At 70.2% G+C, this 13,621-nt stretch carries 12 protein-coding genes; 5 read left to right on the top strand and 7 right to left on the bottom strand.

Annotated features, from left to right (window positions below):
• Window positions 1-15 precede the first annotated feature (15 nt).
• Window positions 16-795, bottom strand: a complete 780-nt coding sequence (locus ASG83_RS06805; protein ID WP_055858481.1) for an SDR family NAD(P)-dependent oxidoreductase — start codon at window positions 793-795, stop codon at window positions 16-18.
• 302 nt (window positions 796-1,097) lie between these two features.
• On the opposite strand from ASG83_RS06805, the gene ASG83_RS06800 reads away from it, so the two are divergent.
• The 4 genes from ASG83_RS06800 (at window position 1,098) to ASG83_RS06785 (ending at window position 5,385) form a co-directional block, all read left to right on the top strand.
• Window positions 1,098-1,547, top strand: a complete 450-nt coding sequence (locus tag ASG83_RS06800) for a VOC family protein (RefSeq protein ID WP_055858477.1) — start codon at window positions 1,098-1,100, stop codon at window positions 1,545-1,547.
• 237 nt (window positions 1,548-1,784) lie between these two features.
• The gene (locus ASG83_RS06795; RefSeq protein ID WP_082599109.1) at window positions 1,785-2,828 is read left to right on the top strand and encodes a sugar ABC transporter substrate-binding protein; all 1,044 of its coding nucleotides are present in this window, start codon (window positions 1,785-1,787) and stop codon (window positions 2,826-2,828) included.
• A 3-nt stretch (window positions 2,829-2,831) separates the two neighbouring features.
• Complete coding sequence (locus ASG83_RS06790; RefSeq protein WP_055858471.1) at window positions 2,832-4,358, top strand: sugar ABC transporter ATP-binding protein; 1,527 nt, start codon at window positions 2,832-2,834, stop codon at window positions 4,356-4,358.
• A gap of 4 nt (window positions 4,359-4,362) precedes the next feature.
• A complete protein-coding gene (locus ASG83_RS06785; RefSeq protein ID WP_055858469.1) occupies window positions 4,363-5,385 on the top strand; it encodes an ABC transporter permease in 1,023 nt (340 codons plus the stop codon).
• A 155-nt stretch (window positions 5,386-5,540) separates the two neighbouring features.
• On the opposite strand, the gene ASG83_RS06780 is transcribed toward ASG83_RS06785, so the two are convergent.
• Entirely contained in the window at window positions 5,541-6,992 is a 1,452-nt protein-coding gene (locus ASG83_RS06780; RefSeq protein WP_055858464.1) for an amidohydrolase family protein, read from the bottom strand.
• 123 nt (window positions 6,993-7,115) lie between these two features.
• Here ASG83_RS06780 and ASG83_RS06775 point away from each other — a divergent pair, with 123 nt between their 5' ends.
• A complete protein-coding gene (locus tag ASG83_RS06775; protein ID WP_055858462.1) occupies window positions 7,116-8,333 on the top strand; it encodes an MFS transporter in 1,218 nt (405 codons plus the stop codon).
• Here the strand turns inward: ASG83_RS06775 and ASG83_RS06770 are convergent.
• The 5 genes from ASG83_RS06770 to cysS all read right to left on the bottom strand — a co-directional run bounded on the left by ASG83_RS06770 (window position 8,330) and on the right by cysS (window position 13,615).
• Window positions 8,330-9,037, bottom strand: coding sequence for an SDR family NAD(P)-dependent oxidoreductase (locus tag ASG83_RS06770; RefSeq protein WP_055858459.1), 708 nt, complete (start codon window positions 9,035-9,037; stop codon window positions 8,330-8,332). The genes ASG83_RS06775 and ASG83_RS06770 overlap by 4 nt on opposite strands.
• Window positions 9,034-9,945, bottom strand: a complete 912-nt coding sequence (locus ASG83_RS06765) for a cupin domain-containing protein (protein ID WP_055858456.1) — start codon at window positions 9,943-9,945, stop codon at window positions 9,034-9,036. The genes ASG83_RS06770 and ASG83_RS06765 overlap by 4 nt, the downstream gene beginning before the upstream one ends.
• Before the next feature lie 83 nt (window positions 9,946-10,028).
• Window positions 10,029-11,066: a ketopantoate reductase family protein gene (locus ASG83_RS06760; RefSeq protein ID WP_055858453.1), complete on the bottom strand. Its 1,038-nt coding sequence runs from the start codon at window positions 11,064-11,066 to the stop codon at window positions 10,029-10,031.
• Window positions 11,067-11,169: 103 nt separating this feature from the next.
• Complete coding sequence (gene rlmB, locus ASG83_RS06755) at window positions 11,170-12,213, bottom strand: 23S rRNA (guanosine(2251)-2'-O)-methyltransferase RlmB (RefSeq protein ID WP_055858450.1); 1,044 nt, start codon at window positions 12,211-12,213, stop codon at window positions 11,170-11,172.
• Window positions 12,206-13,615 carry a cysteine--tRNA ligase gene (cysS, locus tag ASG83_RS06750; protein WP_055858448.1) on the bottom strand — a complete coding sequence of 470 codons (1,410 nt, stop codon included), beginning with the start codon at window positions 13,613-13,615 and terminating at the stop codon, window positions 12,206-12,208. Before cysS ends, rlmB begins: the two co-directional genes overlap by 8 nt.
• Window positions 13,616-13,621: the final 6 nt, after the last annotated feature.

Here is a 13,621-nt window from a genome sequence, read left to right as displayed (position 1 = left end):
GGGTGATCTCGTCGATCAGACGAGGATCATCCCGCCCTCGATGGGGATGATCTGCCCGGTGATGTAGTCGGAGTCGCTGCCCGCGAGGAAGATCCCTGTGGGCACGATGTCGGAGGGGTCGGCCGGACGACCGAGGAGGATGCCCGACGACATCGACGCGAAGTTGTTGTGCGCCTCGCCGATCGCCTCGAGGTCGCGGTCGAGCTTGTCCCAGAGCGGGGTCGCGACCACGCCCGGGGCGAACCCGTTGACGGTGATGCCCTGATCGGCGAACGCTCGCGCGCCCGACTGGGTGAGCGAGATGACCGCGGCCTTCGCGGCGCTGTACGGAGCGAAGGAGGAGAAGCCCTGGCGGCCGGCGATCGACGCGGTGTTGACGATCTTGCCGCCCCCGCCCTGCTCGAGGAACTGCTTCGCGGCCTCCTGGGTGCCGACGAGAACGCCGAGAACATTGACCTTCATGAGCAGCTCGAAGTTGCTCTCCGTGATGTCGAGGTACTTCATCGGGGCGTTCATGCCGGCGTTGTTGAAGTAGGCATCGAGCCGTCCGAAGCGCTCGACGGCCGCGGCGATTCCTGCGCGCACCTGGTCGCGATCGGTGATGTCGACCTTGACCGCGAGAGCGCTGCCACCGGAGTCGCCGATGCGGTCGGCGAGCGCCTGGCCCGCCTCGAGATTCAGGTCGGCGATCACGGCGTTGGCGCCTTCGGCTGCGAAGCCCTCGCACAGCGCTGCGCCGATGCCCGAGGCGCCGCCCGTCACGATGATCGTGCGGCCGTGCAGTCGTCCAGCCATGAGGAGGCTCCTTTGCGTCCGGGTGTGCAACCGTCGAGCCCTGCGGCTCGTGTGTTCACTATAAGTGAACTTACCCAGCGTCGCCATCCAAATCAAGTGAACACGGATGCTCGATCCGTGGCTTCCAGGACGGCTCCAGCGAAGCCAACTCGGGAGCGATGCGTCCCCGCTTCCGGGGCGATCGGCGGGATACCGGCGTTGTGCGTCTTGCCGGGGCCCCATCGAGTGGTGTTGAGTCTGGGTACAAGCCGTTCAGCGAGCATCCGCTCGATCGAACGAACTCAGACCCGCAAGGAGCGACCATGGCGTTCACCGTCACCGGCGTGCACCACGTCGGCATCACCGTGCGAGACATGCAGCGCTCGTTCGACTGGTACACCCGCATGTTCGGCGTCGAGCCCGGCCCCGTCAACCACGGCGAGGGCCCCGACCTCGAGCGCGGCGTGCAGGTGCCGGGCGCGAAGCTGTCGTTCTCGATGATCCGGATCGGCAACGTGAACGTCGAGTTCCTCGAGTACCACGAGCCCGAGGGCAAGGAGTGGGATCGCACCAACGGCGACGTCGGCTCGGCCCACATCTGCCTCGAGGTCGACGACATGGACGCCGCCTACGCCGAGCTCATCGAGCGCGGGGCGGTCTTCAACGGGCCGCCGGTGACGCTCGCGGACGGCGACCTCGCCGGCTCGCAGTGGGCGTACCTCCGCGACCCCGACGGCATCCAGCTCGAGATCTGGCAGTACCCCAAGGAGTAGGGGGCGTCCGTCGGGAGACGAGCCCGTCAGCTCGGGATGCGCGGCGGCGGCCTTCGGGCCGTCGCCGCGTTCTTGTTCACAAAAGCTCAACAGAACGGTCGGATAACGCTTCTAGATTCAGTTTGGTCAAACTCTTTCTATGTGAACGCATGAAGATGTACAGTGCGGCTGAATGCACCGCCCGACGATCACCGTCGATCGTCGCTCCCCCTGCATCGGTTTCAAAGGAGAAATCACATGAGGAAAGCACAGCCGGCGCGGTTCCGCCGACTTCTCGCGGTCAGCATGACCGCCGTCGCCGCTCTCGCCCTCGCGGCGTGCGCGAGCGCCGAGCCCGCCCCCGTCGCCGAGGGCGACGCCCCCGCCGAGGAGACCCTGCAGGTCGCCTTCATCTCGTTCGCCGTCGCCAACACCTACGACGAGCCGATGCTCGCCGAGATCGAGCGCGTCGCGGCCGAGAACAACATCGAGATCACCGTCTTCGACGGCAACCTCGACCCCAACCTCCAGGTCACGCTCATCCAGGACGTCATCGCCTCGGGTCAGTACGACGGCATGATCACCCAGCCCGTCTTCGGGCCGGCGCTCGTCGACGTCGTGCAGCAGGCGATCGACGCCGGACTCACGGTCGTCAACATCGACCAGATCCTCGGCGACGACTTCACCACCGGTGCGACGCAGCTCGAGGGCCTCGCGGCGAACGTCGTGTTCGTGCCGAGCGACCTGGGCACCAAGCTCGGCGAGCAGGTCGTCGACGCGTGCGCGACGCAGGACCTCGACCCCTGCAACGTCGCCTTCCTGCACGACGTCAAGGCCTCGGCCATCGGCATCGCGCTGTACGACGCGTTCAACGCCGTCATCGAGGGCACCCCGGTGACGATCGTCGCCGAGGGCGAGACCTTCTACAACCCGGCCGCAGCGCAGACCGCGGTGAGCGACATCCTCACGGCCAACCCCGACATCGACCTCATCGCGACGTCGGACCAGGGCCTGCAGGGCGCCGTCCAGGCGATCGAGTCGGCCGGCGGGGCGCTCAGCGACTACCTCATGGTCGGCTACGGCGGCTCGGTCTGGTCGCAGCAGCGGGTCTCCGAGGGCGCCGTCTACGCGAACGTCCTCCAGGTCCCCGCGACCGAGGGTCGCCTCGGCATGGAGGCCATGGTCGACGCTCTCCGCAACGGCAACAACCAGGGCGACGTCGACCCGTTCGCCGACCTCCCCGGCGGTGGCGTGATCACCCAGGAGAACGCGGCCGAGTTCACCGGCGAGTGGGCCGGATAATCCATGCCCCACACGGCAGCCGCCGGCGCCCCGCAGCTCCTCGTGGAGCTGCGGGGCGCCGGCAAGTCCTTCGGCGGTCTCCCGGTCCTCTCCGACATCGACCTGCGGCTCGAGCCCGGCTCGGTGCACGCGCTCGTCGGTGAGAACGGCGCGGGCAAGTCGACGCTCAGCAAGATCATCTCCGGCGTGTACACGGCCGACTCCGGTCAGCTGCTCGTCGACGGCGAGGAGGCCAGCTTCAGCTCGCCTCGCGAGGCGCTCGACCGCGGCATCGCGACGATCGCGCAGGAGCTCGCCCTCGTGCCCGAGCTCTCCGTCGCCGAGAACGTGTTCCTGGGGCGCGAGCCCCGCACGCTCGGCTTCATCGACCGGCGTAAGCTCCGACGCGACTACCTCGCGATCGCCGAGAGCACGGGCTTCGAGCTCGATCCCGACGCGCCCGTCGGGGGGATGCGCACGGCCGACCAGCAGAAGGTCGAGATCATGCGCGCCCTCGCGCGCGGGGCATCCCTCATCATCATGGACGAGCCGACGGCGGCGCTCTCGGCGCACGACACCGTCCTCCTCCACGGCGTCGTGCGGCAGCTCGCCGCCTCGGGTCGCACGGTCGTGCTCATCTCGCACTTCCTCTCCGAGGTCCTCGACCTCGCCGACACCATCACGATCCTGCGGGACGGTCGCCTGATCCGGACGGCCCCGGCCTCCGAGGAGACCGAGTCGACGCTCATCGAAGGGATGCTCGGCCGCTCGCTCGGCTCCGTATTCCCCGACAAGCCCGACGTCGTGTCGCAGGGCGAGGTCGTGCTCACGGTCACCGACCTCGTGGCACCCGGCGTCTACGGGGTCTCGTTCGAGGTGCGGGCCGGGGAGATCGTCGGCCTCGCCGGCCTCGTCGGCGCGGGCCGCAGCGAGATCGCCCACGCGATCTTCGGCTCGGTCGCCCGCGCTGCCGGCACCGTCGAGATCGACGGGGTGGGGGCGCCCGCGTCCGTCCCCGGCGCGCTGAAGAGCGGCATCTTCCTCATCCCCGAGTCGCGCAAGGAGCAGGGGCTCGTGCTCGGGCGCCCGATCCGCGACAACGTGACGCTCTCCAACATGGGGCAGGTCGCCACGGGCGGATGGGTGTCGGCCGCGGTCGAGCGCCGCGCCTCGCGCACGCTGCTCGACCGCGTCACCGTCGCGGGCGACGACCGCCGCAGCATCTCGGCGCTGTCGGGCGGCAACCAGCAGAAGGTGCTGTTCGGCCGGGCGCTCCAGCGCACGCGCAAGCTGCTCATCGCCGACGAGCCCACGCGCGGCGTCGACGTCGGCAGCCGGCGGGCCATCTACGACCTCATCGTCGAGCAGGCCGCGAACGGCATCGGCGTGCTCGTCATCTCCTCCGACGTCGAGGAGGTCATCGGGCTCGCCCACCGCGTGCTCGTCGTCCGCGGCGGCACGATCGTCGGCGAGTTCGCCGGCCGTGCCATGACCGAGGAGAACATCATCACCGCGGCCTTCGCGGATCCGATCACGAACGGGAGCGAGTGAGCTCATGAGCAACGACACCCTCGAGAAGCCGCGGGCCGCATCCCCCGCCGGTCTCCGTCCTCCGACGCGCCGCATCCCCTGGCGATCGCTCGCGATCGTCGTGCCCTTCCTCGCCGTGTTCCTCGCGCTGACGATCGGAAGCCCCGCCTTCTTCTCGGTGCAGAACATCGGCAACGTCCTCGACCGCCAGTCGGGCATCCTCATCGTGGCGGCGGCGGCGACGCTCGTCCTGATCGCGGGCGGCATCGATCTGTCGATCGGTGCGACCTACATGTTCACCGCGGTCATCTGCGGCACGATCATCGTGCGCGTGGGCGGGGAGACGGGAGCGGCGCTCGGCATCATCGCGGGCATCCTCGCCGGACTCATCGTCGGCCTGCTGAACGGCGTCATCAGCACGTACCTCAAGATCAATCCGCTGATCGCCACGCTCGCGATGAGCTTCATCATCCTGGGCGCGACGAAGCTCGTGTCGCAGTTCGGCAAGGAGGGCATCGGCCAGATCCGCGTCGACGTGCCCGAGTTCCGCTGGCTCGCGCTCACGAAGCCGCTCGGCGTCTCGCTGCCGACCTGGATCGCCCTCATCGTCATCGTGATCCTCGGCGTCGTGCTGTGGCGCACCACCTTCGGCCGCTACGTGTACGCGGCGGGCGGCAACGCCGAGGCGGCGCGGCTCGCGGGGATCCGGGTCAACGTGGTGCGGATCACGACCTTCGCGCTCGCCGGCACCGCCGCCGGGCTCGCGGGCGTGATCGACCTCGCGCGCACGCCCTCAGCGCCCGAGAACGACGCGATCGCGACGACGCTGACCTTCACGGTGCTCGCGGGAATCGTCGTCGGCGGGACCTCGATCATGGGCGGCGAGGGCGCCGTCTGGCGCACCGTGCTCGGCATCCTGTTCATCGCGATGCTCTACAACGGCTTCACGCTGCTGCGCATCGACCCGCTGTTCCAGGGAATCGCGCTCGGCGTGATCATCCTGGTGGCTGTCGGGTTCGACGCCTGGTCGAAGGTCCGACGGACCTGAGGCGTCCGCTCCTGTGGTGAGGGGCGACGGATGGCGGCCGGGGTGCTCACGCACCCCGGCCGCTTCCGTGTGCGGGCGCGCGCTGCTCGCCCCACTCCGCACGAGCGGCAGCAGAGGGGGAGGCACCGCGCCCGCCGTCGGCGGTGCAGTGCTGCCTAGTGCTGGTGCCCGTCGTCCTCCGAGAGGTACATGTACGGGTTCGCGATGGGCTCGTCCTCGGGCAGAGCGGGGTTCATCCACTCCTTCCAGGCGTCCTCGCCGAGCTCGCCGCGCACGTACTCGACCGAGGCCGCGACTCGGTCCGCGACCGGCTTCAGGGGCAGGCCGATGCGCTGACCGTCGTACTTGACGACCTTGCCGTTGACGACGACGGTGTGCACGTCGGCGGTGCCGGCCTGGTACACGACGTGCGCGTACGGGTTGAGGATGGGCGTCATCGCGGGCGACTCGTCGTTCTTGAGCAGCACGAGGTCGGCCTTCTTGCCCACCGTGATCGAGCCGATCTTGTCGGCCATGCCGAGCGTGTGCGCGCCGCCCATGGTGGCCTGCCACACGGCGTCCTCCGCCTTCATGCGGTTGACGTTGACGGTGTCGCCCTTGCTCTGCGCCTCGAGGTGGTCGCGCGAGCGGAACGACGACAGGGTCGCCCGCATTGCCGAGAAGAAGTCGGCGCTCCACCACACGCTCGTGTCCATCGACAGCGACGCGGTGATGCCGTACTTCTTGGCGACCCACGCCGAGGGGTAGCCCTGGCCGGCGCTCTGCTCGCTCTCGGTGGCGATCGAGATCGTCCCGCCCGTGGCGGCGATCTTGTGGTAGCTGTCCGGCCCGAGCGACGAGGCGTGCACGTACGTGACCGTGTCGGTCATGAAGCCGTTGTCGTACATGTACTCGATGTTGGGATCGCCGTTGACGCCCCAGACGCCCGCGTGGGTGGTGACGCGCAGGCCCAGCTCGCGCGCCGCCTCGAAGGCCGCCTTCTCGTGGAAGTCGGGGCCCGAGTTGACGTCGAAGGCCACCTGCAGGCCCATCATGTCGTCGGCCCTGAAGTTCTTGACCCACTGCTGGAAGCCGGGCTCGTTCATCCACTCCCACGGGGCCCCGAGGTAGTTGCCGTACGCGAGCACGAATCGACCGGGGATGCTCCGCAGAGCCTCCACGGCCGCGTCGGCGTAGTCGGGCGTGCGCAGGGCGTGCGACCAGTCGACGGTCGTCGTGACGCCCTGGTCGACCGACTCGAGCGCGCTGAGCTGGTTGCCCGCGGCGATGTCCTCCGCGCGGAAGACGTGGCCCCACGTGAGGTAGTAGAAGACGAAGTACTGGCTGAGGGCCCAGTCGCCGCCGTAGCCGCGGAGGGCGGTCTGCCACATGTGGCGGTGGGTGTCGATCATGCCGGGCATGATGATGCCGCCCTTGGCGTCGATCTCGAGCGTGCCAGCCGGCACCTCGAGGTTGTGCCCGACTCCCGCGATCGTGTCGTCGGTGACGAGCACATCGGCGTTCTCGAGAACGCCGGCGGAGTCGACCGTGATCACCGTGGCATTCCGGAAGACGACGGGTCGTCCGGGAACGAAGTCCTCCGCGCGGGGCGCGACGGCATCGGTCATGAGTTCCTCCTCGTTGAGCAATTCACTATTGGTGTACGACTATGTACAGCCTCAATGAAATACTAAGTCTATTCGTCCGCATAAATCGAGTGCTCGGGCCGAATCTCCAGGGAGGATCCGCGGATGTCCGTCGACGAGCGCGATTGGGGGCGACGGGTCTCCGTCATGGCGGTCATCGCCGCGACGGGCGTCGCCGTCATCTACATCCCGCAGCCCATCCAGACCCTCGTCGGCGCCGAGTTCGGCGTCGAGGGATCGGCGACCGCGGCGGCCGCCATCGCGATCCAGGCCGGCTACGCGCTCGGCGTCGTGCTGCTCGTCTCCCTCGGCGACCGCTACTCGGCTCGACGACAGGTGACGACGCAGCTCGTCGCGACGGCGATCGCCCTCGCCGGAGCCGCGCTCGCCCCGAGCTTCGCCCTCTACGTGGCCCTGTGCTTCGTCGCGGGGGCGACGGCGACGATCGGCCAGATCCTGGTCTCCGCCGCGCTGCGCCTGGCCCCGCCCGCGGTGCGCGCGCGCACGACCGCCGTGCTCCTGGGCTCCTTCATCGTCGGCCTGTTCGTCGTCCGCACCGCGCTCGGCGCCGTGGCCGACGCGATCGGGTGGCGCGGTGCGCTCGTCGCGTGCGCGGTCTTCGTGCTCGCGCTCGTCCCGCTCAGTCTGCGCTTCTCGCCGCGCGATGCCCCGGCGGAACCGCCCGCCTACGGGCGCATCCTCGCCTCCATCCCCCGCGTCGCGGCCCGGTCGGCGACGCTGCGCATCATGACGGGCATCCACGTGCTCGTCTTCGCGGCGTTCATCGCTCTCTGGTCGATGACGACCGTCCATGCCGTCGGGGAGCTCGGGCTCTCGGTCTCCCAGGCGGCGCTCCTGGGTCTTGCCGGTCTCGCCGGCGGCGTCGCCACGATCGCCGCCGCATCCGTGCACGCGATCGTCGGGCAGCGCCTCTCGCTCGCGACGTGCGTCGGGGCCGCCCTCGTGGGGGTCGTGCTCGTCACGATCGCGCCGGGCTCGCTGCCGGTGCTGGTCGTCGGCCTCTTCCTGGTCTCGCTGGGCATGAACAGCGAGCAGGTCTCCACGCAGGCGATCGCGCTCGCCTCGGTCGACCCGAGCGAGAACGGTCGAGCGAACACCGTGTTCATGGGGGCGACGTTCTTCGCGGGGGCGATCGCGACGGCGGTCGCCGCCCAGCTCGTCGCGATCGGCGGCTACGTCGCGGTCGGGATCCTCGCGCTCGTCCTCGTCCTGACAGCAGCATCCCTCGCCGTCGTTGCCGATCGGCGAGGGATGCTGGGCGGGCGACCGGCTGGCCGGGCGCCGGGCGGTGCGAGCGCCTAGGTGAGGCGCCAGCCGCGGTCGACGTAGAGGCTCGTGCCCGAGATCCCCTTGTTGTCGAGCAGGAACATCGTGGCGCCGACGATGTCGGCCATCGTGGCGAGCTTGCCGCCGGGCGTGCGCGACTCGTAGCCCTCGAGCACCGCGCTCGGCTTGTCCGCCCAGAAGGGGCTGTCACCGATGATGCCCGGGTGCAGGCCGTTGACGCGCATGGGGGCGAGCTCGAGCGCCATCGAGTGCGTGAGGCCCTCGACGCCGCCGTTGATGGTCGCGACCGTGGTCGAGCCCGGGTACGGGGCGTCCTTCGCGCGGCCGCCGAAGAGCACGATGCCGGTGTCGTTGGTCGCCGGCAGGCGGTCGAGAAGCGCGTGAACGGTCTCGGTGTAGCCGACGAGCTTGAGGGTCACGAGGCGGCGTGCGCGAGCGATGTCGTACTCGCGCACGCTGTTGGCGTCGCGCTCGATCGCGGCGAGGACGAGGCCGTGGACCTCCTCGATCGGCTTGAGGCTCTCGGCGATCGCCTCGGGCTCCGAGATGTCGACGGCGAGGCCGCTCGCGCCGTCGCCGAGCGAGGCGGCGATCGACTCCGAGCGCTCCTTGTCGCGCCCGGTCAGGATCACGCGATCGCCGCGGTCGACGACCTCCTTCGCGATCTCGAGTCCGATGCCGGACGTCCCGCCGACGACGAGGATGGTTCTCTGGGTCACTGCTCCTCCTTGAGCTGTTCGGCACCGAGCTTGTCGGTGAGGTAGGTCCAGTCCCGCGCGAAGCGGTAGGCGTGGCGCGGAGGCATCTGGGGCGACTGGGTCTCGAGCCAGCGCACCGGCTCGCCCACGGCCGTGAACGAGTGCACGCAGCCGACTCCGGCCCAGGCGATGTCGCCCGGCTTCATGCGCACCTCGTGGCCGTCGAAGGTCGCGTCGACCTCGCCGTCCATGATCAGGTACGCCTCCTCGAGCGGGTGATCGTGGGGCCCGGCGACGCCGTCGGGCTCGTACTGCACCATGAACATGGTGTGGAGCACCGAGCCGAGGTCGCTGTCGACCATCATCTTGAGCGAGATGCCGCTGTAGACCAGCAGCGCGGTGCGCATGCTCGCCGACTGCGCGAGGAGCTCCTGCGACTGGCGTCCCGGGTTCATCTGCTCGGTCGTGATGGCGCCGAACGAGCGCGTGCGCGGGTCGCGCGCGTCGACCTTCACGGGCGTGCCGGGCTCGACGTCGGCGACGCGGTACGTGTCGGAGCCGTGCTCGATGCGCGGGGGCGGCGAGAGGATGTCGCTCCACACCGCGGCGGTGTCGCCGACCGAGAGCCAGGAGTGCGGGACGCCGAGCGGGATGACCCCGTAGTCGCCGGCGACGAGGTGCACGGTCGCCTCGGGGGTCACGAGGATGACCTCGCCCTCCACGAGGTGGAACGACTCCTCGAACGAGTGGATGTGCGTGGGAACGGCACCGCCGGGCTCGAGCCGCGACATCCCGAAGTCGGTGTGCACGGCGCCGTCCGCGTAGCCGACGGCGCACCAGCGGGTGTACCCGTGGGAGTCGGGGGCCAGGGGGCCCGGGTCGCGGTAATCGGCTTCCTCCGACGTGCGGACGACGTATCGCGTGGTCATCTTCGACTCCTTCGGGACGTGCTCGTGGTGCGGTTTTCGTTCACCGACGGTGAACACAAGTCAATGCGATCGCATGCAGTCTGTCAAGCGCCCAGGGCGCCGATGAGGAGGTCCACGTTCGCCGGCGACGGGTTCAGCTCCCCGCGCTCCACGCGCTCGGCGATGCGCAGCACGGCCTCGTTGACGGGCGCCCGTCCCCCGAGCCGAGCGCGCTGCTCGACGATGTAGCCGCTGAACGCGTCGAGCTCGGCGCGGCGCCCCTTCTCCCAGTCCTGCAGCACCGCGACCCGGGTGGTCGGGCGCGAGAAGCTCTCGAGGATCGTGTCGAGCAGGTCGAGCGCGTACTGGTCGGAGTCGGGCACCTGGTCGGCGGTCTTGCCGAGGGTCGGGAGCATGGTGATGCCGAGGTCGATGGCGAGGGCGTACGCCTCTCGCGACATCGCGTCCATGACCGGGCGCACCCCGGGCATCCGCGCCGCCTCGAGCAGCGGGACGCCGAGGATGGCCGACGGCAGCATCTCCGGGATGTTGGCGATGAGCTTCATCCACTTGGCCGAGCGGATGTCGTCGGCGATCTCCACGTGCGCGGCGTGGGAGAGCACGGCGGCGACCTGCTCGAGCCGCTCGGTGCGCTCGCCCGACATGGTGCCCACCGAGAACCAGGTGTCGGCGGGGGCGAACTCGCGCACCACGACCCCCGGCTCGTACATGTTCGCCGCGATGCCGAGAACGCAGCCGATCGAGCGCTCGGCGCCGAGGATCTCGGCGACGGCGTCGATCGTCATGCCGTTCTGCAGGCCGACGAAGACGGAGGTCTCGTGCATGAGCGGGCGGATGAGCTCGGCCGTCCAGCGAGTGTCGTAGGTCTTGACCGACGAGAGCACGATGTCGAAGGGCTCGCGCAGCTCGGCGACCTGGCAGACGTGGAAGGGCTGCACGGGCGTGACCTGGGTCTCGTCGGGCAGGTGCACGGTCAGACCGTGCTCGCGCATGGCCTCCACGTGCGCCGGCCACTGCTCGATGAAGGTGACGTCGAGCCCGGCGCGGATGAGGTCGGCGCCGACGGAGGCACCGTTCGCACCCGTCCCGACCACGGCGATGCGCAGGCCGCTGAGATCCATGATTCTCCCTCGAACATGTTCACCACTGTTGAACATTTTCGAGCGTAGCGCGACACGGCCCGCCCGTCGAGGGGAGGGCTTGCCGTGATCGGCGCAGCGCGGCTCAGCGCAGCGAGCGCCTCCGGGCGACCTCGTAGAGCGTGACGCTCGCCGCGATGCCCGCGTTGAGCGACTCGGTCGCCGCCGTGATCGGGATCGACACGATCGCGTCGCAGGTCTCGGTCACCAGCCGCGAGAGCCCCTTGCCCTCGCTGCCCACGACGATGACGATCGGCTGATCGGCGAGCTCGAGCTCGGGCAGCGACACGTCGCCGTCGCCGTCGAGCCCGAGGATGAACAGGCCTTCGCTCTTGAGCTGCTTGAGCGTCTGGGTCAGGTTCGGGGCCATCGCGACGGGCGTGCGCGCCGCGGCGCCCGCCGAGGTCTTCCACGCCGCGGCCGTCACGCCGACCGACCGACGCTGGGGCACGATGACGCCGTGCCCGCCGAACGCGGCCGTCGAGCGGATGATCGCACCGAGGTTGCGCGGGTCGGTCACGCCGTCGAGCGCGATGATGAGCGGCGCCTGGCCGCGCTTGCTCGCGGCCTCGACGAGGTCGAGCGGGTGCGCGTACTGGTACGCGGGCACCGAGAGCGCGATGCCCTGGTGCACCGAGTCGGGGCCGGTGAGCCGATCGAGCTCGGGCCGCATGATCTCGAGGACGGGAATGCCCCGCTTGGTCGCGAGGCCCAGCGCCTCCTTGACGCGGTCGTCCATCTCGACGCGCGCCGCGAGGTAGAGCGTCGAGGCGGGGATCTTCGCCCGCAGCGCCTCGAGCACCGAGTTGCGGCCGCTGAGGATCTCGGCGTCGCCCGACTTCTTCGCCGACCGCGGGCCGCCGCTCGTCGAGGTCGCGCCGGAGGGCTTGCCGCCGGCAGCCCTGCCGCCGCCCGCGCCGCCGCCGCCCGCGCCACCGCGGCCGGTGCGCGAGCGCGCCGCCTCGAGGCGATCCTGCGCGGCCTTCCGCTTGCCGGCGACGTGCCAGGAGCGGTCCTCCGCCTTCGGGGTCGGCCCGCGACCCTCGAGGGCCTGCCGGCCCTGACCGCCCGAACCGACGGTCGGGCCCTTCTTCTTCTTGCTCGCTCCGGGGCGTGCGGGCTTAGCCATCGATACTCCAGTCGGTTCCCGTGGGGGTGTCTTCCACCACGATGCCGGCCGCCGCGAGGTCGTCGCGGATGCGGTCGGCAGTGCTCCAGTCTCGCGCATCGCGCGCGGAACGGCGTTCGACGATGAGGCGATCGACGAGGGATGCCAGGGCCCGGTGCGTCGCATCGGCTCCGCTGCGGGCATCCGCCGCCTCGAAATCGAGCCCGAGCACGTCGATCATGGCGAGCACCGCGGCCCGCGCCGCGCCTGCCGCCGCGACGTCGTCGGCGTCGAGCGCGGCGTTGCCCGAGCGCACGGTCTCGTGCAGAGACGCGAGCGCCGACGGGGTGGAGAGGTCGTCGTCCATGGCCGCGCCGAAGGCCTCGGGCACCTCGGCCGGCAGCTCGGCGAACCGCGTGCCGTCGACGCGCTTCGCGGCGCGGGCGAGGAAGGTCTCGATGCGATCGAGCGCGGACTCCGCCTCGGCGAGCGAGCCCTCCGTGTAGTCGATCGTCGAGCGGTAGTGGGCCGACCCGAGCCAGTACCGCACGACCGCGGGCCGCGCCGACGCGAGCAGGTCGGCGGCGAAGACGGAGTTGCCGAGCGACTTCGACATCTTCTGGCCGCCGACGGTGACGAGACCGTTGTGCACCCAGTGGCGCGCGAACCCGTCGCCGGCGGCGCGCGACTGCGCGAGCTCGTTCTCGTGGTGCGGGAACCGCAGGTCGAGCCCGCCGCCGTGGATGTCGAACGCGTGCCCGAGGTAGCGCTGCGCCATCGCCGAGCACTCGATGTGCCAGCCGGGGCGGCCCGGGCCCCACGGCGATGCCCAGTGCGCGCTCGCCGGCTCCTCGGCCTTCGCACCCTTCCAGAGGGCGAAGTCGCGCGGGTCGCGCTTGGCGCGCGCGGGCGCGTCGCCGGCCTCCTCCATGTCGTCGGGCGACTGGCGGGTGAGCTCGCCGTAGGCGGGCCAGCTGCGCACGTCGAAGTAGACGTCGCCCGAGCCATCAGCGGAGGCGTAGGCGTGCCCGCGCTCGATGAGCGCCTTGATGATCGCGTGCATGCGATCGATGGATGCCGTGGCGCGCGGCTCGTAGGTCGGCGGCAGGATACCGATGGCGCGGTACGCGGCCGCGAACTCGAGCTCGACGCGGTACGCGACCGCGTACCAGGGCTCGGCCGCCGAGGCGTTGGCGAGGATCTTGTCGTCGATGTCGGTGACGTTGCGGATGAACGTGACGGCGTAGCCGCGGTGCGCGAGCCAGCGCCGCCACAGGTCGTAGACGAGGGCGCTGCGCACGTGGCCGATGTGCGGGGCCGACTGCACGGTGGGGCCGCACACGTACATGCCGACGCGGCCGGGCTCGAGCGGTTCGAAGTCGACGACCGCCTGCTGCAGGCTGTCGTACAGGCGCACACTCACGCGGGC

Origin of the sequence: Yonghaparkia sp. Soil809, assembly GCF_001429705.1 — a bacterium.
GTDB lineage: Bacteria > Actinomycetota > Actinomycetes > Actinomycetales > Microbacteriaceae > Microcella.
Note: the sequence above shows the minus strand (reverse complement) of the source record. Positions and strands in the feature narration are given on the sequence as shown.